General features: G+C 61.7%; 22 protein-coding genes. 14 read left to right on the top strand and 8 right to left on the bottom strand.

Translation table 11 applies throughout. The features are described from left to right. Nucleotides 1–13: 13 nt before the first annotated feature. The 9 genes from LNV07_RS14720 to LNV07_RS14680 all read left to right on the top strand — a co-directional run bounded on the left by LNV07_RS14720 (nucleotide 14) and on the right by LNV07_RS14680 (nucleotide 9541). On the top strand, nucleotides 14–217 hold the full coding sequence (locus tag LNV07_RS14720) for a hypothetical protein (RefSeq protein ID WP_263571914.1): 204 nt from the start codon (nucleotides 14–16) through the stop codon (nucleotides 215–217). 23 nt (nucleotides 218–240) lie between these two features. Further along, nucleotides 241–825, top strand: coding sequence for a tRNA adenosine(34) deaminase TadA (gene tadA / locus LNV07_RS14715; protein ID WP_263572077.1), 585 nt, complete (start codon nucleotides 241–243; stop codon nucleotides 823–825). Further along, nucleotides 822–1796, top strand: a complete 975-nt coding sequence (locus tag LNV07_RS14710) for an LD-carboxypeptidase (RefSeq protein WP_263571913.1) — start codon at nucleotides 822–824, stop codon at nucleotides 1794–1796. The genes tadA and LNV07_RS14710 overlap by 4 nt, the downstream gene beginning before the upstream one ends. 450 nt (nucleotides 1797–2246) lie before the next feature. Then, complete coding sequence (locus LNV07_RS14705) at nucleotides 2247–5150, top strand: TonB-dependent receptor plug domain-containing protein (protein WP_263571912.1); 2904 nt, start codon at nucleotides 2247–2249, stop codon at nucleotides 5148–5150. Nucleotides 5151–5652: 502 nt separating this feature from the next. Beyond that, the gene (locus tag LNV07_RS14700) at nucleotides 5653–6300 is read left to right on the top strand and encodes a hypothetical protein (protein WP_263571911.1); all 648 of its coding nucleotides are present in this window, start codon (nucleotides 5653–5655) and stop codon (nucleotides 6298–6300) included. A gap of 92 nt (nucleotides 6301–6392) precedes the next feature. Further along, on the top strand, nucleotides 6393–7235 hold the full coding sequence (locus LNV07_RS14695; RefSeq protein ID WP_263571910.1) for a MotA/TolQ/ExbB proton channel family protein: 843 nt from the start codon (nucleotides 6393–6395) through the stop codon (nucleotides 7233–7235). A gap of 39 nt (nucleotides 7236–7274) precedes the next feature. Further along, nucleotides 7275–7703: an ExbD/TolR family protein gene (locus LNV07_RS14690; RefSeq protein ID WP_263571909.1), complete on the top strand. Its 429-nt coding sequence runs from the start codon at nucleotides 7275–7277 to the stop codon at nucleotides 7701–7703. Nucleotides 7704–7718: 15 nt separating this feature from the next. Next, on the top strand, nucleotides 7719–8150 hold the full coding sequence (locus LNV07_RS14685; RefSeq protein WP_263532065.1) for an ExbD/TolR family protein: 432 nt from the start codon (nucleotides 7719–7721) through the stop codon (nucleotides 8148–8150). Nucleotides 8151–8287: 137 nt separating this feature from the next. Continuing rightward, entirely contained in the window at nucleotides 8288–9541 is a 1254-nt protein-coding gene (locus LNV07_RS14680) for a hypothetical protein (RefSeq protein ID WP_263571908.1), read from the top strand. Nucleotides 9542–9680: 139 nt separating this feature from the next. Here the strand turns inward: LNV07_RS14680 and LNV07_RS14675 are convergent, their stop codons facing one another. The 7 genes from LNV07_RS14675 to LNV07_RS14645 all read right to left on the bottom strand — a co-directional run bounded on the left by LNV07_RS14675 (nucleotide 9681) and on the right by LNV07_RS14645 (nucleotide 14464). After that, a complete protein-coding gene (locus LNV07_RS14675) occupies nucleotides 9681–10439 on the bottom strand; it encodes a 3-hydroxyacyl-CoA dehydrogenase (protein ID WP_263571907.1) in 759 nt (252 codons plus the stop codon). A 103-nt stretch (nucleotides 10440–10542) separates the two neighbouring features. Further along, complete coding sequence (gene adk / locus LNV07_RS14670; protein WP_263571906.1) at nucleotides 10543–11196, bottom strand: adenylate kinase; 654 nt, start codon at nucleotides 11194–11196, stop codon at nucleotides 10543–10545. Nucleotides 11197–11349: 153 nt separating this feature from the next. Beyond that, nucleotides 11350–12138: a 3-deoxy-manno-octulosonate cytidylyltransferase gene (kdsB, locus tag LNV07_RS14665; RefSeq protein ID WP_263571905.1), complete on the bottom strand. Its 789-nt coding sequence runs from the start codon at nucleotides 12136–12138 to the stop codon at nucleotides 11350–11352. Further along, nucleotides 12135–12344, bottom strand: coding sequence for a Trm112 family protein (locus LNV07_RS14660; protein WP_263571904.1), 210 nt, complete (start codon nucleotides 12342–12344; stop codon nucleotides 12135–12137). Before LNV07_RS14660 ends, kdsB begins: the two co-directional genes overlap by 4 nt. Beyond that, nucleotides 12337–13398: a tetraacyldisaccharide 4'-kinase gene (gene lpxK, locus LNV07_RS14655; RefSeq protein ID WP_263571903.1), complete on the bottom strand. Its 1062-nt coding sequence runs from the start codon at nucleotides 13396–13398 to the stop codon at nucleotides 12337–12339. Before lpxK ends, LNV07_RS14660 begins: the two co-directional genes overlap by 8 nt. Before the next feature lie 24 nt (nucleotides 13399–13422). Next, nucleotides 13423–13839 (bottom strand): ExbD/TolR family protein, encoded by a 417-nt coding sequence (locus tag LNV07_RS14650; protein ID WP_263571902.1) that lies wholly within the window; start codon nucleotides 13837–13839, stop codon nucleotides 13423–13425. A gap of 7 nt (nucleotides 13840–13846) precedes the next feature. Continuing rightward, on the bottom strand, nucleotides 13847–14464 hold the full coding sequence (locus LNV07_RS14645) for a MotA/TolQ/ExbB proton channel family protein (RefSeq protein ID WP_263571901.1): 618 nt from the start codon (nucleotides 14462–14464) through the stop codon (nucleotides 13847–13849). 397 nt (nucleotides 14465–14861) lie between these two features. Here LNV07_RS14645 and xseA point away from each other — a divergent pair, with 397 nt between their 5' ends. From xseA to LNV07_RS14625, 4 genes are all read left to right on the top strand, one after another. After that, nucleotides 14862–16157, top strand: coding sequence for an exodeoxyribonuclease VII large subunit (xseA, locus tag LNV07_RS14640; RefSeq protein ID WP_263571900.1), 1296 nt, complete (start codon nucleotides 14862–14864; stop codon nucleotides 16155–16157). Nucleotides 16158–16251: 94 nt separating this feature from the next. Next, on the top strand, nucleotides 16252–16833 hold the full coding sequence (locus tag LNV07_RS14635; RefSeq protein ID WP_263571899.1) for a superoxide dismutase: 582 nt from the start codon (nucleotides 16252–16254) through the stop codon (nucleotides 16831–16833). Between the two features lie 75 nt (nucleotides 16834–16908). Continuing rightward, nucleotides 16909–17616, top strand: coding sequence for a response regulator (locus LNV07_RS14630; protein WP_263571898.1), 708 nt, complete (start codon nucleotides 16909–16911; stop codon nucleotides 17614–17616). Then, nucleotides 17603–19027 (top strand): sensor histidine kinase, encoded by a 1425-nt coding sequence (locus LNV07_RS14625; protein WP_263571897.1) that lies wholly within the window; start codon nucleotides 17603–17605, stop codon nucleotides 19025–19027. The genes LNV07_RS14630 and LNV07_RS14625 overlap by 14 nt, the downstream gene beginning before the upstream one ends. Before the next feature lie 25 nt (nucleotides 19028–19052). Here the strand turns inward: LNV07_RS14625 and LNV07_RS14620 are convergent, their stop codons facing one another. Then, nucleotides 19053–19547: a DUF192 domain-containing protein gene (locus LNV07_RS14620; RefSeq protein WP_263571896.1), complete on the bottom strand. Its 495-nt coding sequence runs from the start codon at nucleotides 19545–19547 to the stop codon at nucleotides 19053–19055. A 99-nt stretch (nucleotides 19548–19646) separates the two neighbouring features. On the opposite strand from LNV07_RS14620, the gene LNV07_RS14615 reads away from it, so the two are divergent. Then, on the top strand, nucleotides 19647–21950 hold the full coding sequence (locus LNV07_RS14615; RefSeq protein ID WP_263571895.1) for a heavy metal translocating P-type ATPase: 2304 nt from the start codon (nucleotides 19647–19649) through the stop codon (nucleotides 21948–21950).

Below are 21950 nucleotides of genomic sequence, written 5' to 3'. Positions count from 1 at the left end.
GGGAGACTGAGCCATGCGCGCTGCTTTGAGCATTCTGGGTCTGGTGATCGCTTTTGCGATCGTGATGGGCATGATGAAGAAGCAGGCGCAGCAATTGCAGGCGCCGACTTCGGTTGGGGCGGCATCGGCGTCGACCGCGACCCCTGACGCGGTGCGCCGGCAGTTGCAGCAAGCCGCGCAGCAGGCTGCTCAGCGGGCGTCCGAGGCCATGCCTTGATCGATCTGACCCCCGGTCAGGTGATGCCGAGCAGCGCCACCGACGAATTCGCGATGCGCATTGCGCTCGACCAGGCGCAGAACGCCTGGTTGGCCGGCGAGGTGCCGGTCGGCGCCGTCGTGATGCGTGCGGGCCAGGTGATTGCCACCGGCTATAACCGGCCCATCACCACGCATGACCCGACCGCGCATGCCGAGATCGTGGCTTTGCGCCATGCCGCCACCTTGCTGGGCAATTACCGTTTGCCGGAATGCGAGCTTTTCGTGACGCTGGAGCCTTGCGCGATGTGCGCGATGGCGATGCTGCATGCGCGCATCAAGCGAGTGGTGTTCGCCGCCACCGACCCCAAGACCGGCGTGGCCGGCTCGGTGCTCAATCTATTTGATCAGCCGCAACTCAATCACCACACCTGTATTCAGGGCGGTGTGCTGGCCGAACCCTCGGCGCAGCTCTTGCGCGAGTTTTTTGCCCAGCGCCGCGAGGCCGCGCGCGAACGTCGAGCCGCCCTACGTGCCTTGGCTCAATCGCCTGTTGAACCCATCCCCACCGGCGACGTGACGCATCTCGATGTGTTGCCGGATTTCACTGTTACGGACCATCCATCATGAGCAACTCACTGACCCTCTACACCCCGGCCGGCGTGCTGGCCAAGGCCCAGCCGATCAAGCGCGCCGCCAAACGCCTGGCCAAGCTTGGCTTCGAGGTCAGCATTGACGAAGCGGCCTTCGACAAGCACCAGCGCTTTGGTGGTGACGACGACACCCGCCTCGCCGCTATCCACCGCGTCGCGGCTGCGGCCCCCAGCGTGGCGCTGGCCACGCGTGGCGGCTACGGCCTGACCCGTTTGCTGGACCGCATCGATTGGAAGCTGCTGGCCAAAAGTGTGGAGCAGGGCACCCGCTGGGTCGGGCAGAGCGACCTGACCGCCTTGCAGTTGGGGCTACTCACGCATGCCAAGGCCCCGCACGTGGTCAGCTGGTCCGGCCCGCTGGGGGTGGATTTTGGCCGCTCGGACAAAGACGGCGGCGTTGACGATGTCACGCAGGACTGTTTCACCGAGGCGATGAGCGGGCAGTTGGAGGCGGTGGGCTTTCGCACCGAAAAGGGTTTTGACGGCCTGTGCCTGCGTGGCCAGCTCTGGGGCGGCAATCTGTGCATGGTCAATTCGATGCTGGGTACCGCGCATTTCCCGCGCATCAAGGGCGGCGTGCTGTTCCTGGAAGATATCAACGAACACCCCTACCGGGTCGAACGCAGCCTTTTGCAGTTGGCGCAAGCGGGCGTGTTGGACGCGCAAAAGGCCATCGTGCTGGGTGACTTTGGTGGTTGGCGTGCCTCGCCGCTGGACCGGGGCTATGACCTGAAGTCGGCCATCGCTGCGGTGCGCGCCGTCACCAAGACGCCGATCCTGACCGGCCTGCCTTTCGGTCATGTCGACACCAAGGTCTGCCTGCCCGTCGGCGCCAAGGTTGATCTGGTGGTGCAAGGGCGTAATGTGCTACTTGGCTGGCAGAACGATCCGCTGCTCAAGCATGAGCATGAGCATGGTGACGCTGGCGAGCATTCGCACGCGCAATGAGTTCTATCGAGCGGCGCGGGCGTTCTATTGCGCTGCGCGTTGAAACTCGATGAAACCTTTTGGGTTTGCAAGCGAGACCAGTTCCGCCAAGCTGCCGGCTGCGGCCAATGCGCGGCCGCAGCCGGCGACGGCAGCCGGAAGTCGTTCGCCATGGCCCTTTGATCCGAATTTGTTTTTTGCAAATATATTTACCGTCGTTTCGTGGCAACGTTTTGTGCATTTGAAACATCAAATTTCACAGGGTAAACGCTCGCTTTGGGGGGTGAATTAAGTCATAGAGCGATCTCTAAGGGAGATCACGGGGGTGCCTTTTCGGCGCACGGCAGGACACTGGAATCACCGAATGCAGAGCCGAACATGCTCCCGCAAGGTGTTGGGCCCAGCTTGGCTTGTCCTGTCCTGTGTACGCATCAATACACAACCCCCAGTTCTTCTATTACGGAGTTCACAATGTTCCAAAGAAAACGCATCAATGTCGCGGTCTTGTTGGCCTTGGGCAGCGCGCTGTCCGGCGTCGCAATGGCCCAGGAAAGCCTGCAACGGGTCGAAGTGACCGGTTCGCGCATCCGCACCATCGACACCGAAAGCACCAGCCCGATCATCGTGCTGAGCGCCGAGTCGATCCGGGCCGACGGTATCCGTACCGCCGAGGGCTTGTTGAATAATCTGCCTCAGGTGATGGCCGACTTTGGCGGCTCGGTCTCCAACGGCGCCTCGGGCACCGCGACCGTCAATTTGCGCAATCTGGGTTCAAGCCGGACCCTGGTCCTGATCAATGGTCGGCGCATGCCGGCCGGTAGCCCGCGCAATGTGGCTGCCGACTTGAATCAAATCCCCGTCTCGATGATTCAGCGCGTTGAAGTGCTGACCGGTGGCGCCTCGGCCGTGTACGGTGCCGACGCGGTAGCCGGCGTGGTCAACTTCATCTTGAAGGATAACTTCCAGGGCGTTGAGGTCGACGGTAGCTACCAGTTCTTCAACCACCAGCAAGGCAATTCGGTCGCCAGCATTGTTGAGGCGCGCGGTTTCGCATTGCCAGGCAACAAGAGCGCCGACGGCAAGGTGCGTGAGTTCAACCTGACGATGGGCGGCAACTTTGCCGACAACAAGGGCAATGCCACCATCAACTTCACCCGCAACCAAACCGATGCTTTGCTGCAGTCGGAGCGCGACTTTTCGTCTTGCGCACTGAATCCAGCCGGCGCGACCTTCACTTGCGGTGGCTCCAGTACCAGCTACCCGGGCCGCTTCTTCCTCAATACCGGAAGTCGCACCGTTGCAGATGCGAATGGAACTACGCGTCCTTTTAAAGCCGCCACCGATGTATTCAACTTCGGCCCGACCAACTACTTTCAGCGCCCCTCAACGCGCTATTCGGTCACGGCTTCCGCCCATTTCGACATCAATGACAAGGTACGCGTTTACACGCTAAATTCCTTCCACGATGACAACACCGTGGCGCAGATTGCGCCTAGCGGTTTGTTCGGCACCGACTTTTCCGGCGTCAATTCGATCAAATTCGAGAACCCATTGTTGTCCGCTGATTGGAAGGCGCAGTTGCACGCCTCCAACCAGGAGGCAGATACGCCAACGACTTTCAACAAGCCCGGTGACACTGCGGACCTGCAGATCGCGCGCCGTAACGTTGAGGGCGGCGGGCGGCAGGACCACATTCGCCACACCTCTTACCGCACTGTGACCGGTGTCAAGGGTGATATCGGTGCTTGGTCCTATGACGCATTTGCCCAGATCGGCAAGGTGATCTACCAAGAAACGTACAAGAACGACTTCTCGACAGTCCGTATTCAGCGCGCGATGGACGTGGTGGCGGATAAGGATGGCAAACCGGTTTGCCGCAGCTTCGCCAGTGGTGTCGACCCAAACTGCGTGCCTTATAACATCTGGTCACTGGGCAAGGTTGATCCTGCGGCGGTGAAGTATTTGGCCACCCCCGGCTTTCAAAAGGGCTACACCGAGCAGCAAGTGCTCGGTGCCAGCTTGGCCGGTGATTTGACCGAATACGGCATCAAGCTGCCAACCGCCAAGAGCGGTGTGGGTGTGGCTTTTGGTTTGGAGCGCCGTACCGAGCGCTTGCAACTTGAGACGGATGCGGCCTTCACCAGCGGTGACCTGGCGGGCCAGGGCGGCCCAACCATTGGTACCGAGGGTGAGTATTCGGTGACCGACATTTTTGGTGAGGTGCGGGTACCAGTGTTTGAGCGCATGCCTTTGGCCTATGCGCTGAATCTGAATGCCACCTATCGCCACTCTAACTACAGCACCGGCCCGAAGACCAATACCTGGGGTTCCGGCCTGGATTGGTCGCCCATCAAGGAGGTCAAGGTTCGCGGTAGCTACCAAGTTGCGGTTCGCGCGCCCAATGTGGTCGAGTTGTTCTCGTCCCAGGCGGGTGGTTTGTTCAACATGGAGTCGGATCCTTGCGCCGGCGATAAGCCTACTGCCACCGCTGCTCAATGCGCCAACACCGGCGTGACTGCGGCGCAATACGGCAAGATTGTGGACAGCACGGCGGGTCAGTACAACGGCCTGTTCGGCGGTAACCCCTTGCTGGAGCCCGAGACATCAAATTCGATGACCTTTGGTGTGATTTTGAATCCGATCAAGGACATGACCTTCTCGGTGGACTATTTCGACATCCAGATCGAAAAAGCGATCGGCAGCTTGCCGCCGGACGGCTCGGTGAATGAGTGCTTGAACACTGGCAATCCAGCCTATTGCAAGCTGATCACCCGTGACAGCAAGGGTACGCTGTGGCTGTTGCCGCAAGCGCAGGTGATTTCGACCAATATCAACGTGGCCAAGATCGGCACCAAGGGCGTCGACTTCGGCCTGGACTATGGCATGCGCATGGGCGACATGGGTAAGCTGGACTTCAGCGTGATGGGAACCTATCTGTTGGAGGCCAAGGCCGAAACGCAGCCGGGCAAGGGTGCTTTTGATTGCGCCGGCTACTTCGGTACCACCTGCGGCAACCCGGCTCCAACATGGCGCCACAAATTGCGCGGCACATGGACGGCGCCGTTCGGCTTGTCGACCACGCTGACATGGCGCTATTTCGGTAACGCCAAAAATCAGCTGACCAGCGACGACCCGCAATTGCATGGAGACGTGGCAGAAAGTCAGTCCAACATCAAGGCTGTCAGCTATCTTGACTTGGCTATGGGCTATAAGCTCACCAAGAACATCACGCTCAGCGCCAGCATCAACAACTTGCTGGACAAGGATCCACCGGTCTTGAATACGGGTGCTCCGTTCGGTAACGGCAACACCTATCCGGTCGTCTATGACGCGCTGGGCCGTCGGGTTACCTTGGGCTTTAACGCCAAGTTCTAAACCTCGGTCTGTAGTGACAAAGCCCATGCAATGCATGGGCTTTTTTGTGCTCAGATGTTTTGTAATTTAGGGTGACAAATAAGTGAAAACCCTAGGGCAATGGGGATGTTGGACCTTGCTGATACCAGTAAAATACCAGACGGAAGAAGGCTTGATGCCGCTTGGTAACTCTGGTCGGTGCTGGGCTCTTCTTCGGGAAATCCCCATGATCGAGTGGCTTTCGAACTCGTTTATGATCCGGGGCGCTGAAGATTTGAGCTCTTGCTGCAAGCTGCAAGTAAGGCTCTGGCCTTCGGTGAGGCCCGCGGCCCAAAGCTGACGGGCATTTTTTTTGAAGTGGCAATCGGTCGACTTGAGTCGTCTTGTGGTCTTGCTGTGATGGCGAGGTCGCTGCGGCGAGCAAGTAGATGAAAGCCTCAGGTTCGAGACGGGCACTGCGCAGAGCGGAATATTGCTCTCGCGTCTTGATGGAAGAATTTCGCAGTCTTATGAAGGAGCGCGCATGAACTTTGCGCAGGAGAAGAACGGCTCGTCACGTTTCATGGGTTTCGGCATCGTGGTTTTGATCCACGTGTTGCTCGTGTGGGCGATTGCCAGTGGTTTGGCCCGCAAGGCGGTTGAAGCCGTGACGGGTCCAATCGAGACCAAGGTGATTGAAGAGAAGGTCAAGCCGCCAGAGGAGATCAAAAAGATCGAATTGCCGCCGCCTGATCTGAAGGCTCCACCACCGCCATTTATTCCGCCACCTGAGTTCCAGGTGACCGCGCCAGCACCACCGGCGCCTGCGATCGCGTCGACCCAGGTCGCGCCTCCGCAGCAGCAAGTGCGCGCAGCGCCGCCGCCGGTCGTAGCGGCGCCGCCTGCACCTGCACCTGCACGTACCGGTCCGGTCAAGGCGGGTATGGTTTGCACCAAGATGGGCAAGCCAGAAGTGCCATCGGTGAACTGGAGCGGCGAAGCCTTGTTCCGGGTCGTGGCAACGGTCAAGTCGGGTCGTGTCTCTGGCATCGAAGTGCAGAGCCTGCGCAGCGGTGTTGACCGTAAGGCTCAGCGAGCGCTGGTTGCAGCGATCGAGGAAACCTTGCGCGATACCTATGAATGCCCAGGTGACCACGTGTTCGAACAAGAGTTCCAATTCAAGATCGAATAAGAACTCGCTAAGTCCTCATCTATGGGGCCGGATCATCCTCTGGCCTTGTTTTTCTCAATCTGATTCCGATTTCATCCGCAGGAGCTGACTCCATGATCTCTCGTATTTCCGGCCTGTTCGCCGCTATCGCTTTTGCTACGGCCATGGCCGTTTCCCCAGTCCACGCTCAAGAAGCCAAGCCAGCCGACGCTGCCTCGGCGGTTGTTGAAGGTGCCGCACCGGCTGCCGAAGCCGCCGCTCCGCTGGCTGCTGCAGCCGCCAAGCCTGTGGACAATCCATATGGCCTGAAGGCCATGTTGGAGCACGGCGACTTCGTGTCCAAGGGCGTGTTGGCCTTGCTGGTCATCATGTCGATGGGCAGCTGGTACATCCTGATCACCAAGCTGTGGGATTCGCATAAGCTGGCTGCTGAGGCCAAGACCGTGCGCACCAACTTCTTCAAGAAGGCCTCGCTGGCCGAGGGCATCAAGGGCCTGAGCGAGGGCAGCGCCTTCCGTTTCATCGCGGCTTCCGCGATTGAGGCTTCCGAGCATCACGAAGGTGCTTTGACCGAGAACATCGACCACAGCAGCTGGGTCACGATGAATGTTGAGCGCTCGGTGAGCGAAGTCAACAGCCGCGTTCAAGGCGGTCTGGGCTTCTTGGCTACCGTCGGTTCGACCTCGCCGTTCATCGGCTTGTTCGGTACGGTGTGGGGCATTTTGCAAGCGCTGACCGCCATTGGCGTTGCCGGCCAGGCATCGATCGACAAGGTTGCCGGACCAGTGGGTGAAGCGCTGTTGATGACCGCTTTCGGTCTGGCCGTGGCTGTGCCTGCGGTGTTGGGCTACAACTGGATGGTGAACCGCAACAAGGAAGTCATGGGCCAGATCCGTGCTTTCGCCGCTGACGTGCACGGCGTGTTGATGGGCAACCGTCAAGTCTCCAAGCGTTAATTCTCGCGTTCAAGCAACACTCAACGCGGAGAAGACGCCATGAGCATGAATGTCGGATCCTCTTCCGGCGAAGACGAAGTGGTTTCGACCATCAACACCACTCCCCTCGTGGACGTGATGTTGGTGCTCTTGATCATCTTCCTCATCACCATTCCAGCGGTCATCAGTGCGGTCAAGGTCAAGCTGCCTAGCGAAACCAATATCGCCCGTGTGACCAAGCCTGAGAACATTGATATCTCGGTGACCAAGGATGGCGACATCTACTGGAACACCACCCAAGTCAATGACACCGATGAGTTGGTCAAGCGTTTGGGCAAGGTTTCGGTGTTGAATCCTCAACCCGAACTGCATGTGCGCGGCGACAGCGGTGCGCGTTACGAATCGGTTGGCCGTGTGGTTTACGCCGCTCAGCGCGCCGGCATCATGAAAGTCAGCTTTGTCACGCAGCCACCCGAGCGTGGCGGCTGATTGAAGGGATAAGACATGGGTATGAATGTAGGCAGTTCGTCCGGAAGCGACGAGCCCGAAGTGATGATGGACGTCAACACGACGCCTCTGATTGACGTGATGTTGGTGTTGATCGTGATGTTGATCATCACGATTCCAATCCAGTTGCACTCGGTGAATCTGGACATGCCACCTCCGAGCACTCAGCAACCGCTGAAGGACCCGGTCGTGCATGAAGTCTTCATCGACTTTGACGGCACGGTCAGCTGGGACGGCGTGGCGCTGGCCAATCAAGCTTCGGTTGAGGCGAAATTGGCGGAAGTCGCGGCCGAACCCGATCAGTCTGAAGTGCACATCAAGCCCAATAAGCTGGCCGAGTACGGCAGCGTGGCGGCCGTGATGGCCGCAGCGCAGCGCTTGGGTGTCAAGAAGATGGGCATGGTCGGTAACGAACAATACGTCAAGTGACGCGGCTCGACGCATGAGCATCGAGTGAAGTGAAAAACGCGCTGCCTGCAAGGGTTGCGCGTTTTTTTTCGCTGAGGCCTCACCGGTATTTCGCCCAAACGTCACGATAAAAAATTTTTCGCAGAAAGTAGCTAACGATGAAGTTCAAGACCCTGTCCCTGGTGGCGATTGGCGCCATGGCGTTTGTGATGGGCTCGGCCCCTGATGGCCAGCTGGGCTTGGCGCCGGCGCATGCGCAGTCCGAAGGTGTGCGGCCTGCTGTGGGCAAAAGCCTCAAGGATGCGAGCGCCTTGATCAAGTCCGGCAAGTACCGGGACGCGCTCGGCAAAGTTGCCGAGGCGGAAGCCGTCAGCGGCCGCAATGCAACCGAGAATTACAACATCGAAGCGATGCGTGTGGCTGCCGCGTCAGGCGCCGGCGATACCGAGGCGATGGTCAAGGGTTTTGAAGCCTTGAAGGCCAGCGGCCGTTTGGCGCAGCCGGAGCAGTTGCGGATGATGGAGTCGATCTCCGGCACCTATCTGCGCAACAAGGATAACGCCCGGGCACTGACTTGGGCGCAGCGTTACTTCAAGGAAGGGGGAAACAGCCCCACCATGAAGCAGGTCCTGACTACCGCGCAGTTCAATTCCGGCGACATGGGCGCAGTCATCAAGGACACCGAAGCCGAAATTAATGCCGACGAAAAGGCCGGCCGCACGCCGTCAAAAGACAAGCTCAATTTGCTGCTGGGTGCTGCGATGCGCCAGAAGGACGGCAATGCCGAGCAAATGGCCATCAGCAAGTTGCTGGCCTACTACCCGAGCAAGGAATTGTGGGTGCAAGTCTTGGGCACGCTGCCGCAGAAGAAGGGTTTCTCGGACCGCTTTGCGCTGGACGTATACCGTTTGAAGTTGGCCACCGGCAATATGCGCGATGCCAATGACTATATGGAGTTCGCGCAGTTGGCGGCTCAAGCCGGTTATCCCGAAGAAGGCAAGTCGGTGGTGGACAAGGGCTTGGCCGCAGGCGTTTTGGGTCAGGGCGCCGAAGGTGCTCGCCATAAGCGTTTACTCGACTTGATGAACAAGCGCATTGCTGAGGCCAAGGCCGGCCAAGTGGAAGCCGAGCGTTCGGCCAATGAGTCCAAGGACGGCAATGCGATGATCTCGCTGGGCTTGGCCTATGCCTTCCGCGGCGAGGCTGCCAAGGGTGTCAAGATGATCGAAGCCGGTATCGAGAAAGACACGCTGAAGCGCCCGGAAGATGCCAAGCTCTATCTCGGCATGGCGCAGATGATGGCCGGTGATGACAAGAAGGCGACCGCCACCTGGCGTGCCGTCAAGGGCACGGACGGCGCCGCCGATCTGGCACGTTTGTGGATCGTGCAGACGCGCGGCGCCAAGCGCTGATAGCTGCTTAGCCTTCCGAACGTAAAAAGGGCCTGATCGATTCGATCAGGCCCTTTTTTACTTCTGGACTGCCTTTCTAGTCAGTTGGTGCCAGAGCTACTCTCTACGCAAGGGCGGTCTGGCACACAAGCTTAGTCAGTTATTTTGGCGCCAGCCGGATCGCGCCGTCGAGCCGGATCACCTCGCCGTTGAGCATTTCATTGGTGATGATCTGATGGACGAGTTTGGCGTAGTCGGCGGGTGTGCCTAGGCGCGAAGGGAAGGGCACGCCGGCGGCCAATGCATCCTGCACCTCTTGAGGCATGCTGAACAGCATCGGTGTGCCGAAGATGCCGGGCGCGATGGTCATATTGCGGATGCCATTGCGGGCCAGATCGCGGGCGATCGGCAGCGTCATGCCTACCACGCCGCCTTTGGATGCGGCATAGGCCGCTTGGCCGATCTGCCCGTCGAAGGCAGCTACCGAGGCGGTCGAGATCAGCACGCCGCGCTCGCCGGTGGCTTCGGGCGTGTTCTTGCACATCGCCTCGGCGGCGAGTCGGATCATATTGAAGGAACCGATCAAGTTGACCGTCACGACCTTGCTGAAGGCGGCCAGCGAATGAGCACCGTCTTTGCCGACGGTCTTGGCGGCCGGCGCAATGCCGGCGCAATTGACCAGACCAAACAAGGCGCCCAGGCTGAGGGCCTTGGCGACAACGGCCTGACCATCGGCCTCCTGGCTGACGTCGGCGCGCACAAAGGCGCCACCCAACTCGGCCGCCAGCGCTTCGCCACGCTCGGCCTGCAAATCGGCTATGACGACGGTCGCGCCATGTGCGGTCAACATGCGTGCCGTGCCTTCGCCCAAGCCCGACGCGCCGCCGGTGACGATGAATACCTTACCTGCGATTTCCATTTTCTATCCTTGAGTTGGCGTCAATGTTGACGTTTACGTAAACGTTAATTGTCGGGCAAAAACAAAGCCGCGATCAAGCGGCTTTGTTCGGGGTTTCTAGCAATCAGGCCAAGGCCGTCAAGGCGCGTTGGGTGATCTCGTCAACCGAGCCGATGCCGGCGATGCACCGATATTTGGGGGCATTAGCGTCGCCTTGAGCCGCCCACTGCGAGTAGTAATCCACCAACGGCCGCGTTTGGGCCTGATAGACCTCCAGGCGCTTGCGGACGGTTTCTTCCTTGTCGTCATCGCGCTGCACCAGCGCTTCGCCGGTGGCATCGTCCACGCCTTCAACCTTCGGTGGGTTGAACTTGACGTGGTAGGTGCGACCCGAGGCAGGGTGAACACGGCGGCCGCTCATGCGCTCGATGATGGCGCTGTCGGGCACGTCGATCTCAAGCACCAGGTCCAGCTTGACGCCGGCAGACTTCATTGCATCGGCCTGCGGAATCGTGCGCGGGAAACCGTCGAACAAAAAGCCATTGGCGCAATCGGCTTGAGCAATGCGCTCTTTCACCAGGCCGATGATGATGTCATCACCCACCAGGCCGCCGGCGTCCATCACCTTCTTGGCGGCGACGCCCATTTCGGTGCCAGCCTTGACGGCCGCACGCAGCATGTCACCGGTCGAAATTTGCGGGATGCCGAATTTTTGGCAGATGAAGGCGGCTTGAGTGCCTTTGCCGGCGCCGGGGGCGCCCAGAAGAATCAGTCGCATGGGTCTCCTTGTTATGTCTCAAAACAGTCGCCGGACTAGTTCGGCGGCCCTTCCAACGGCAGCCCCGAGCATGGGTCTCGGGGGCGCATCAATAGGCGGCGAGGATAGCATGGGCGAGCCTACGTCAAGCTGACGCGGCCGCAGCTTGTTCCTCTATGTAACTTGGCTTGAGTTGGCGCTCGGGGCAGCGGTTCTGATGATCGCTCGCACGCGCTCCAGGTCTTCCGGCGTATCAACACCCGGCCCGGGCCTCTCCGCGCTGACGTGGACAGCGATCCGCTCGCCATGCCACAAGACCCTGAGCTGCTCAAGCGACTCGATCTGCTCCAGGGGACTGACCGCCAACGTCGGAAAGCGCCGCAGGAAGCCGGCGTGATAGGCATACAAACCGACATGGCGCAGCGCCGAGCCGGCCAGAGGTGCCGGCAGGGCGGCTGTGGCGCCATCGCGCCACCAGGGAATCGGGGCGCGTGAAAAATACAGGGCCAGGCCCTGCTGGTCCAGCACCACCTTGACCACATTGGGGTTGGCAAACTCGGCCGCATCGTCGAGTGCATGGGCCACCGTGCTCATCACGCATTGCGGCCGCGCGCGCAGCAACTCGGCGCAGGCGTTGATCATTGCCGGCTCAATCAGCGGTTCGTCGCCCTGCACATTCAGCACCATGTCCTGGCCGTCCAGGCCGAGTTGCTCGCAGGCCTCGGCCAGTCGGTCGCTGCCCGAAACATGGTCGGCGCGGGTCAGCAAGGCCTGCACGCCATGGGCTCGGCAGGCGTCGATGACCGCTTGAGAATCTGTGGCGACGATGACTTGGGCAGCCTTGGACAGCGCGGCGCGCTGAGCGACTCGGACGATCAGCGGCAGGCCTTCGATGTCGGCCAGTGGCTTGTTGGGCAGGCGCGTGGACGCCAAGCGTGCCGGGACGATAACGCTGAAGCTCATGGGCTTGGCGTCCGACTGGGTCGGGTCTCGGTCTCGGGGTCGATCGCGCGGGCCTCGTTCTCCAGCATCAAGGGGATGCCGTCCCGCACTGGGTAAGCCAGTCGGTCGGCATAGCAAATCAGTTCCTGGGCGGTTTCACTGCGCTTGAGTTCCAGCGGCCCCTTGCAAAGCGGGCAGACCAGCATTTCCAACAATCGGTTATCCATTTTTCGGGGTCAGGTTGGCAGGCCGCAGCAGATGCTCAAGGCGATTCTCTACGGCCTGCTGAAAAGCTTGTTCGGGGCTGAAGTCTAGCGTGACCACCCAGACACGGGCGTCCTTGCAGCGCTGGGGCTGCAGCTTGACGGCGTCTTTTTCGGTCAACAGTACATCTTCAAATCCAGAATTTCCGCCACGCTGCCAGGGCAGGTTGCCGAAGTCAAAGTGGTCGGCCAAAGGCATTGCTTCAAAAGTCAGGCCCTCCGCGGCAAGCATGTCAAAGAAGCGCTGCGGGTGGGCCATGCCGGCGGTGGCCAGCAGTTTGCGGCCGCGCAAGGCATGCAAAGTCTCGATCCGCGCCGGCTCGCCGCGCCACCAATCTGCCAGGCTGACCGCGCCGGCCAGGCTGCGCCGCGCCATAAATCCAGGCAGCTGAGTGCTGGGGCGAGCGGCGTTATAGAGTACCAGTTCATGCGCTTGCAGGCGGCTGCAAGCGGCTTGGCGCAAGGGGCCGGCGGGCAGCAAGCGGCCGTTGCCCAGGCCGCGCTCATCGAACACCAGCACGGACAAGTCGCGCGGCAAGCGCAGATGTTGCAGGCCGTCATCGCTGAGCAGGATATGCAGCTCGGGGTGGGCTTGCAGCAACAGCCTAGCCGCCGCGACGCGGTCCCGCCCCACGGCCACCGGCACGCCGCTGCGTAAATGAATCAGCAGCGGCTCATCGCCGACCTGGCCTGCCGTGCAATCGCGACTGACCAGGCGCGGCGCATCATCCGAGCGGCCATAGCCGCGGGAAATCACGCCGACGCCAAGCTTCAGGTCTTGCAACTGAGTCAGCAGGGCCAGAATGGTCGGGGTCTTGCCGGCACCGCCGACGATCCAGTTGCCGACCACGATGACGGGCACCGGCAAAGACTCGGTGCGCAACCAACCCCTGCTGTAGGCGGCCAGGCGCAGCTTCAGCAGCAGGCCATAAGCCCAAGCAAGTGGCCGCAGCGAATCGGCGAATGCGCCGCCGCCGCCATACCATTGCGCTTGCAGGCGCTGGGCCCAGGCATTCACGCTCAAGGGGTCAGCAATGCGCGATCACTGCGCGTTGGCTTGGGCTGCAAAGGTCAAATGCGACAGACCAGCCCGCCGGGCCGCGTCCATCACATTGATGACGGCCTGGTGAGCGGCCGCGGCGTCGGCCGAGACGATCACCACGCTGTCGGCACGGCCTTCGGCTGCCTGGCTCATGGCGGCGCTCAGCAGTTCCACCGCGCGGCCCTCAACCGGCTGCGAGTTCACCACGTAACGCCCATCGGCTGCCACCGCGACGATGATTTCGCGCGGCCGGTCTTTGAGTTTTTCGGCGTCGGCCACCGGCAATGTGATCTGCAGTTCGGTGAACTTGGAATAGGTGGTCGAGAGCATCAAAAAGATCAGAATCACCAACAAAACGTCGATGAAGGGGATCAGATTGATCTCCGGATCCTCGCTGCGGCGCTGCCTGAATTTCATTGCGGATTCAGCCGGTGAAACGTTGCAAGTGGCTCAACATGCGGTCGCTGGACTGTTCCAGTTCCAGCACATATTCCTCCACCCGACCGCGGAAATAGCGGTAGAACATCAGCGAAGGGATCGCGACCATCAAGCCCAGTGCGGTGTTGTACAGCGCCACCGAAATGCCGTGCGCCATCTGCGCGGGGTTGCCGCCTCCACCTCCTTGGCTGCCAAAAATCTCGATCATGCCGACGACGGTACCGAGCAGACCCAATAGCGGCGCGGCGGTGGCGATGGTGCCCAGCGTATTCAAGTAACGCTCCAGTTGATGAATGGCGCGCCTGCCCGCCAACTCGAATACCTGTTGCAACTTGGCCGCCGGCATCCTCGGCTCGGTGGTGACGGCGCGCAAACCGGCCGCCAAGACCTGACCCAGCAGCGAATGTTCGGCCAAACGATTGACCACATCGGGCGTGGGCAGGCCTTGACTGGTGATGCCTAGCACTTCGTCGAGCAAGCGGCTGGGCGCGACACGACTGGTGCGCAGGCTGGAAAACCGTTCAATGATCAAGGCGAGTGCAATGACCGAGCAAATCAGCAAGGGCCAAATGGGCCAACCGGCGGCTTGTATGATCGAAAACAACGGGCGACCCCTATCCAGAAATGCGGAAAAGACAGCCTGGCGCCGAGGTGGCGCCGCTCTGCCAGCGTGCGGGCGATTATGGCCCCAACCGGCGCTGTTTTTTAGGCGGAAAACACTCGTTTGTCCAGATCGTCTATGCGCGTGATCTGGCCGGCAGGTCGATCTGTAACAATCCACTTTTGCTGTGGATAACTTTGTGGGCAAGCAGACCCCAATGGCCGGAGAGGCCCGAAAAACATGGCCTGAGGATAAATTGCTTAAATCTTGGGCAGGAAAAAGATCTTGAAAAACAAGCGTTTATATGCGTATGTCAGCGATGTGACGAGCCGAGTAGCCATCCGGCCCATGATTGGCGCGGCTGTGGAGTTCTGCCCCTGCGCGGGCGGCGGGCCTCGCCATGATTGATCGTCCGCAGGCGGCGCCGCAGCGCATGGTATGGGGCGTGGCCGCGCTGCTGGCGGCGGTCACGGAGAGCCTGAACACGCGCTTCGCCGTCTGCGTGGTGGCGGGCGAGTTGTCGGGCTTCACGCGCGCTTCCAGCGGCCACTGCTATTTCAGTCTCAAGGATGCTAACGGCCAAACTGCGATGCTGCGCTGCGCCATGTTCAGGCGCGCCGCCAGCCTGCTGGATTTTGCGCCCGCCGACGGCGCCTTGGTTGAAATGCGCGGCCGCTTGACGCTGTATGAGCCGCGCGGTGAGTTGCAATTTGTCGTCGAGGGCATGCGCCGGGCCGGTGCCGGCGCTTTGTATGAGCAGTTCTTGCGCTTGAAGGCCAAGTTGGATGCCCTGGGCCTGTTCGACGCCGCTGCCAAGCGACCCTTGCCGGCGTTTCCCCAGCGCTTGGGGGTGATCACCTCAACGGCGGGCGCTGCCTTGCATGATGTGGTGACGGCGCTGGCCCGGCGTGCGCCGCATGTGGAAGTGATCATTTACCCCAGCGTGGTGCAGGGCGAGCAGGCACCGGCGGCCTTGGTGGCGGCGCTGCAGACAGCCAATGCGCGGGCCGAGGTGGATGCACTGCTGCTGGTACGCGGCGGCGGCTCGCTGGAGGACCTCTGGGCCTTCAATGACGAACGCGTCGTGCGCGCGGTGGCGGCGTCCGATTTGCCCATCATCTGCGGTGTGGGTCATGAGACGGACATCACCTTGGCCGATTTGGCGGCCGACCTGCGAGCGCCGACGCCGACGGCAGCGGCGGAACTGTCCGCGCCCTCGCGTCAAGCCAATCTGGACGCCTTGGCGGCTTTGTCGGCGGCCTTGACGCGGAGGGTCCAGCAGCGCCTGGATCTGGCGGCGCAACGACTCGACCGGGTGGCGCTTCGTTTGGCACGGCCGACCGAGATGCTGGCCCGGCAACGCCGTCATCTGGCCCTGTTGGCACAGCGCTGGGGTCAGGCCTTGCCCAAACTGCAGGCCATGCAGTTGCAGCGCCTGGCCAATCTGGAGCAACGCGCCGGACGAGCCGTGCCGGCCTTGCTGAGGGCGCAGGATCTGCGTCTGGCATCCTTGCAGGCGCGGCTGGCGGCGCTCGACCCCAAGCAGGTGTTGGCGCGCGGCTATGCCTGGCTGGACGATGGCCAGGGCCGCGCACTCAGTTCGGTGCAGCAGTTAGCCTTGGGTGCTCAGGTGCGCGCGGTCTTGGCCGATGGCGAGGCGCAAATGCAGGTGCTCGCTACAACACCGAAAGTCTGAAGGCTACTCTGCGGCGCAAAGACTTGGCGCCCGCAAAGACCTAGAATCGCGCCCGAAGCTCTTCACCCCTGCCTTTTTTCACCGAGGAATTGATATGGAACATACCCTGCCCGCACTGCCCTATGCCAAGGACGCCCTGGCTCCTCACTACAGCGCCGAGACGCTGGAGTTTCACCATGGCAAGCATCACAACGCCTATGTGGTGAATCTGAACAATCTGCAAAAAGGCACCGAGTTCGAGGCCATGGATCTGGAGGCCATCGTCAAGGCCGCCAGCGGCCCGATCTACAACAATGCCGCACAGATCTGGAACCACACCTTCTTCTGGAACTGCATGAAGCCCAATGGCGGCGGTGCACCGACCGGCGCGTTGGCAGATGCCATCAACGCCAAGTGGGGCTCGTTCGATGCCTTCAAGGAAGCCTTCACCAAGAGCGCGGTCGGTAACTTCGGCTCCGGCTGGACCTGGCTGGTGAAGAAGGCCGATGGCTCGGTTGACATCGTCAACACCGGCGCCGCCGGTACGCCCTTGACCACCGCCGACAAGGCCTTGCTGACCATCGACGTGTGGGAGCATGCCTACTACATCGACTATCGCAATATGCGTCCAAAGTTCGTTGAGGTGTTCTTGAATAGCTTGGCCAACTGGGATTTCGCGCAAGCCAATTTTGCTTGAGCCTGTAGCGCAGCAATAAGGGCCGGTCGTTGACCGGCTTTTTTACGTTTTGGCGTATAGGAATCGGGTGCAGGCATGCGTGTATTGCTGGTTGAAGATGATGTGGCGCTCAGCCTGGGTGTTACGAGGGCGCTCGAGCGTGAGGGGTGGCAGGTCGATGGTCTGGCCGATGGCCGCCAAGCGATGGCGCCGGGCTTGATCAATCTGTATGAGTTGGCGGTGCTGGATCTTGGTCTGCCCGGCATGGACGGCATGACGGTGCTGCGCGCCTGGCGCGCGGCCGGGGCCAAATTGCCGGTGCTGCTGTTGACGGCGCGCGATGAGTTGTCGGACCGGGTGGCGGGGCTGAACGCCGGCGCCGATGACTATCTGGTCAAACCCTTCGATCTGCCCGAACTCGTTGCCAGGTTGCGGGCGCTGAAGCGCCGCTCCGAAGGCCGGGTCAGTGAAACCTTGGTGGTCGGCGAATTGACGATGGATTTGTCGCACCGGGAGCTTTCGCACCGGGCCGACCCGGTCTATCTGAGTCCGCGCGAATTCGCTTTGACCGAGATGCTGATGCAACGCGTCGGGCGGGTGGTCAGCAAGGATGCGATCGTGGCGCGCTTGTCGAGTTGGGAGGCCGACTTCAGCGAAAACTCGGTCGAAGTCTATGTGCATCGCTTGCGCAAGCGGCTCGGTGAATTGGGCGTGACGATCCGTACGGTGCGCGGCTTTGGTTATGTGTTGGAGTGCAATGCGCAGCCCGGCCCGGCGACCGAAACGGGCAATGAGTCCGATTGACTCGATTCGCCCGCTGAGCCTGCGGCGGCAATTGCTGGTGCCGCTGGCTTGGGTGTGGTTGCTCGGTTTGGGCGCGACGGTGGCGGGTGCGTCCTGGTTGGCCAGCGCCAGTGCGAACGCGGCGTTTGATCGCGGCCTGCAGGATGAAACCGCGGCCCTGGCCGCCAAAGTGGTCTGGACCGACCGAGGCCCATTGCTGGACATCAGCCGTCAAGCGATGGAGTTGCTGAATTGGGACCGTGAAACGCCGAGCCGCTTCGTGGTGCTCGATGAGGCCGGCCATGTGCTGGCAGGGGACGCCACCGTTCCTCGCCCCGACTTGCGACACCAGAGCTTTGCTCAGCCGCAATTGTTTGATGTTCTGCTGCAAGGTCAGTGGCTGCGAGGCGCGCAGTTTTCACTGCGATCGCCGATGCTGGACCGCAGTGTCACCGTCATCAAGGTGGAGGCCAGCCACAAGCGCAGCAGCTTGATGCGTGATGTGCTGTTGGCGATGGCCGTGCCCACGCTGGCCATCGCTTTGTTGACGGTCTTGCTTTTGAACTGGGGTATCCGGCGCGGTTTGGCGCCGCTGCGGGCGGTCGCGCGCGAGGTCGAACGACGGGCCCTCAGCGATCTCAGGCCATTGCCGGTCGAGGGCGTGCCGGCCGAGGCTGCGCCTTTGATCGAGCGCATCAACAGTCTGTTGGCCGATGTGCAGCAATCGGTGACGGTGCAGCGGCGCTTCGTGGCCGATGCGGCCCACCAGTTGCGTACGCCGGTGGCGGGTTTGCGTGTGCTGACGCAAGAGCTGGAGTTCGAGTTGGGTCAATACAAGGGGGCGCAAACCGCCGCCTGGCAGCCCTTGTTGAGCGCTTTGCTGCGGTCCAGTGACCGTTTGGCCCGCTTGATTGGCCAGTTGCTTAGTCTGGTTCGTTCGCAGGGCGCACATCAATCCACTGCCGGTGAGCCCGAGCGCCAGGACGTTCGACCCTTGTTGCGTGAGGCGGCCGAGCCCTTTGCCTTGCGCGCCGCGCGGCAGGGGCGCAGTCTCTTGCTGGAGATGCCGGACGCGCCGGTGCTGGCCCGGGCAGACTCGCTGTGGTTGGGTGAGGCGCTGGCCAATGTGCTGGATAACGCCCTGCGCTACGGCGGAACGCAGATTGTGGTGACGGTGCAGTCCTTGCCCGACCTAGTGCAGATCGATATCGAGGATGACGGGGTGGGCGTGGCTGCCGCTGATCTGCCGCGTTTGACCGAGGCGTTCTGGCGCGGCGAGCGGGCCGATACCCGGGGCGACGATGGCAGCGGTGGCAGCGGCCTGGGCCTGGCGATTGCCTATGAGGTGATCGCCCGACTCGGTGGCCACTGGTCGGCACAAACCCGGCCCGAATTTGCGGGTCTGCGGATCCGCTGGCGATTGCCGGCTTGAAATACTTGATGACGCTTGGACGTGCCTATTGTCCCCAAGGCCGGCCGGTCAATTTACTGCCCGGCTTGATGCCGCGTTTGGCAAACCAGCCCTGGTTCATCTCCAGTGCATAACGCACCGGCTTGGCGGAGCAATGAGACTCGAGTGCCTGCGGTTTCATTTCGGCAATATTGATGACCGTGCCGTCATCGGCGATGAAGGCGATGGACAGCGGCAGCAAGGTGTTCTTCATCCAGAAGCATTGCGGGTTGGCTTCCTCGAATACAAACAGCATGCCCTCATTGGCGCCCATGCTGGGGCGGTTCATCAAGCCGATCGCGCGCTGCTCGGGTGACTGCGCAACCTCGGCACTGATCACATGCATGCCGGCGCCGAGCTTGATGGCGGGCAGGCTTTGCGGCCGATCTTGTGCCAGCGCCGAGTTGCAGTCCAGCAGCCCGGCAGCGCCGACAAGCAGGGCCGGCAAGGCCAGCTTGGCCGCCAAATTGTGGGCATGGCGCGACAGGCTGGTGAGACTCATGCTGTGTGAGAGGCTAAAACGTTTGAAAAAATAATTGGTCTTGATATATATCATTTGGCTTACCCTTGGACTCGCCTAGATTATGGTGCCGAACCCCGCATGATGATCTCCGCCCCCACGCTCCTTCTTCCCCCCGACCCAGACACAGCGCTTGTTGCCGATGGCAATATTGCGCTTGATGACCCGGATCTGCTGGCTCCGTTCACTCGCTGGATGCCGGGCGATAGCGCGGACACCGGCTTGGCGGAATCGCAGTTCCAACTCGCCGGTCTGCATTGCGCCGCTTGCGCCGGCATCATTGAGCGTGCCTTATTGGGCTTGCCCGGCGTGCGAGCGGCCAGGGTCAATGCGGCCAGCTCCCGCCTGACGCTGAGTTGGCATCCCGGCCAGACCCGTCTCGCCACGATTCTGGAGCGCGTCGAACGAGCCGGTTATGGCGCCGCGCCGGACGCCGCCGCACCGGCGCGGCAGTTGCGTGAGCGCGAGCATCGAACGGCGCTGTGGCGTTTGTTCGTGGCGGTGTTCTTGATGATGCAGGTGATGATGATGGCCGCCCCGGCCTACTTTGCCGCGGCCGGCGATCTGAGTCCCGATCTGGCGCGCTTGCTGCAATGGGCTTGCTGGGTGCTGACTCTGCCGGTCTTGTTGTTCTCGGCCGGGCCGTTTTTCAGTGGTGCCTGGCGACAAATCCGGGCTCGCCGCCTGGGCATGGACGTGCCGGTCGTCTTGGGGCTGGCGACTACCTTTGTGGCCAGCAGCGGGGCGCTGTTTGAACCCGATGGTTTTTTCGGTAACGAGGTTTACTTTGATTCGCTGACGATGTTCGTGGCCTTTTTATTGGCCGGTCGTTTTCTGGAAATGCGTGCCAGACACCGCGCTGCTGCCGTACTGGAGCAGACCAGCGCCGACATGCCCGAGGCTGCAGAGCGGATCGAGGCCGATGGCAGCAGCACGAGCGTGGCACCGAATCGCCTGCGCGTCGGCGACTTGGTGCGGGTCTGCGCCGGCCAGGTCTTCCCGGCCGACGGCCGAATCGAGTCAGGGCTGACCACCGCCAATGAGTCCTTGCTGAGCGGTGAGTCCTTGCCTGTCAGCAAGGCGGTCGGCGATGAGGTGGTTGCGGCCAGTCTGAATTTGCAGTCGCCGGTCTTGATGCGGGTGCAGCGGGTCGGGGCGGATACCCGCCATCAGGCGATTCAGCGCCTGATGCGTGAGGCCTTGACGCAGAGGCCGGCAGCTACCGAATTGGCCGATCGCATCGCCGGGCCTTTTCTCTGGGCGGTCTTGGCTCTGGCGGCGGGCGGTGCACTGGCATGGAGTTTTATCGATCCATCGCGGTCGGTGTGGGTGGCCGTGTCGGTCTTGATCGTGACCTGCCCTTGCGCCTTGTCGCTGGCCGCGCCCTCGGCCAGACTGGCCGCCACCGGGGCGTTGGCGCGCCGCGGCATGTTGCTGGTCAGGCTGGGTCTGCTGGAGACCTTGTGCAAGGTCGATACCGTGGTCCTGGACAAGACCGGCACCCTGACGGAGGACCGCATGGAGTTGCTGCAGGCCCAGGCGGTTGGGTCCGAGACTGCGCCCTTGCTGAGAGCGGCGCAATCCTTGGCGCGACATTCGCAGCATCCGTTTTCACGCGCCTTGGTCGGCGCCGCCCTCGCGCCGCTGGCGTCCGAGACTGATATCTGGACGCAGGTGCAGGAGCTGCCGGGCAAAGGCTTGCAGGGCGTTGATTCAAGCGGGCAGATGTGGCGTTTGGGCGCACCGGACTGGGTCGCCGAGGCTAGGGGCACCGTACAGGCGGCAAGTTTGCTGGACGGTGCCCAGTTGGCCTTTGGTGGCGCCGCTGAGACCTTGTGCCTGCGTTTCGGCGAGCTCTTGCGCCCCGATGCCCGCGAGGCCTTGGCGGCCTTGCATGGGCAAGGTCTGCGCACCTTCTTGCTTTCCGGCGATGCCGACGAGCGAGTCCTTGGCTTGGCCGCCGCCGCAGGCGTTCAGTCTGCACAGGGCGCGGCAACGCCGGCGATCAAGCTGGACGTGGTGGCGCAGATGCAGGCCGAGGGGCGTTGCGTGCTGATGGTCGGTGACGGCATCAACGATGCGCCGGTGTTGGCACGCGCCGATGCCAGTGTGGTGATGGGGCAGGGCGCCATGTTGGCGCGGGCCAGCGCCGATGCCTTGTTGCTCTCCAATCGTTTGATGGACCTGGCCAAGGCGCGCGAGTTGGCCCTGCGTACCAACCGGGTGATTCGTCAAAACCTGCTTTGGTCGGCCGTTTACAACGCCGCCTGCATCCCCTTGGCCTTGGCCGGTTTGCTGCCTCCTTGGGCGGCGGGCTTGGGTATGGCCGGCAGCTCCCTTTTCGTCGTCTTGAACGCTCAGCGTTTGGCGCGGCCGCTGAACTAG

Source organism: Roseateles oligotrophus (genome assembly GCF_025717515.1).
In the GTDB taxonomy this organism is placed as follows: domain Bacteria; phylum Pseudomonadota; class Gammaproteobacteria; order Burkholderiales; family Burkholderiaceae_C; genus Paucibacter_A; species Paucibacter_A oligotrophus.
Note: the sequence above shows the minus strand (reverse complement) of the source record. Positions and strands in the feature narration are given on the sequence as shown.

Bases quoted from the DNA above. Each gene is read 5' to 3' on its own strand.
- LNV07_RS14635 (WP_263571899.1), top strand. From the start codon at position 16,252: ATGGAACATACCCTGCCCGCACTGCCCTATGCCAAGGACGCCCTGGCT.
- LNV07_RS14625 (WP_263571897.1), top strand. From the start codon at position 17,603: ATGAGTCCGATTGACTCGATTCGCCCGCTGAGCCTGCGGCGGCAATTG.
- LNV07_RS14650 (WP_263571902.1), bottom strand. From the start codon at position 13,839: ATGAAATTCAGGCAGCGCCGCAGCGAGGATCCGGAGATCAATCTGATC.
- LNV07_RS14685 (WP_263532065.1), top strand. From the start codon at position 7,719: ATGGGTATGAATGTAGGCAGTTCGTCCGGAAGCGACGAGCCCGAAGTG.
- LNV07_RS14630 (WP_263571898.1), top strand. From the start codon at position 16,909: ATGCGTGTATTGCTGGTTGAAGATGATGTGGCGCTCAGCCTGGGTGTT.
- LNV07_RS14615 (WP_263571895.1), top strand. From the start codon at position 19,647: ATGATGATCTCCGCCCCCACGCTCCTTCTTCCCCCCGACCCAGACACA.
- LNV07_RS14620 (WP_263571896.1), bottom strand. From the start codon at position 19,547: ATGAGTCTCACCAGCCTGTCGCGCCATGCCCACAATTTGGCGGCCAAG.
- adk (WP_263571906.1), bottom strand. From the start codon at position 11,196: ATGCGACTGATTCTTCTGGGCGCCCCCGGCGCCGGCAAAGGCACTCAA.
- LNV07_RS14695 (WP_263571910.1), top strand. From the start codon at position 6,393: ATGATCTCTCGTATTTCCGGCCTGTTCGCCGCTATCGCTTTTGCTACG.
- tadA (WP_263572077.1), top strand. From the start codon at position 241: ATGCCGAGCAGCGCCACCGACGAATTCGCGATGCGCATTGCGCTCGAC.
- LNV07_RS14660 (WP_263571904.1), bottom strand. From the start codon at position 12,344: ATGGATAACCGATTGTTGGAAATGCTGGTCTGCCCGCTTTGCAAGGGG.
- LNV07_RS14710 (WP_263571913.1), top strand. From the start codon at position 822: ATGAGCAACTCACTGACCCTCTACACCCCGGCCGGCGTGCTGGCCAAG.
- xseA (WP_263571900.1), top strand. From the start codon at position 14,862: ATGATTGATCGTCCGCAGGCGGCGCCGCAGCGCATGGTATGGGGCGTG.
- LNV07_RS14690 (WP_263571909.1), top strand. From the start codon at position 7,275: ATGAGCATGAATGTCGGATCCTCTTCCGGCGAAGACGAAGTGGTTTCG.
- LNV07_RS14705 (WP_263571912.1), top strand. From the start codon at position 2,247: ATGTTCCAAAGAAAACGCATCAATGTCGCGGTCTTGTTGGCCTTGGGC.
- kdsB (WP_263571905.1), bottom strand. From the start codon at position 12,138: ATGAGCTTCAGCGTTATCGTCCCGGCACGCTTGGCGTCCACGCGCCTG.
- LNV07_RS14700 (WP_263571911.1), top strand. From the start codon at position 5,653: ATGAACTTTGCGCAGGAGAAGAACGGCTCGTCACGTTTCATGGGTTTC.
- LNV07_RS14675 (WP_263571907.1), bottom strand. From the start codon at position 10,439: ATGGAAATCGCAGGTAAGGTATTCATCGTCACCGGCGGCGCGTCGGGC.
- LNV07_RS14680 (WP_263571908.1), top strand. From the start codon at position 8,288: ATGAAGTTCAAGACCCTGTCCCTGGTGGCGATTGGCGCCATGGCGTTT.
- LNV07_RS14720 (WP_263571914.1), top strand. From the start codon at position 14: ATGCGCGCTGCTTTGAGCATTCTGGGTCTGGTGATCGCTTTTGCGATC.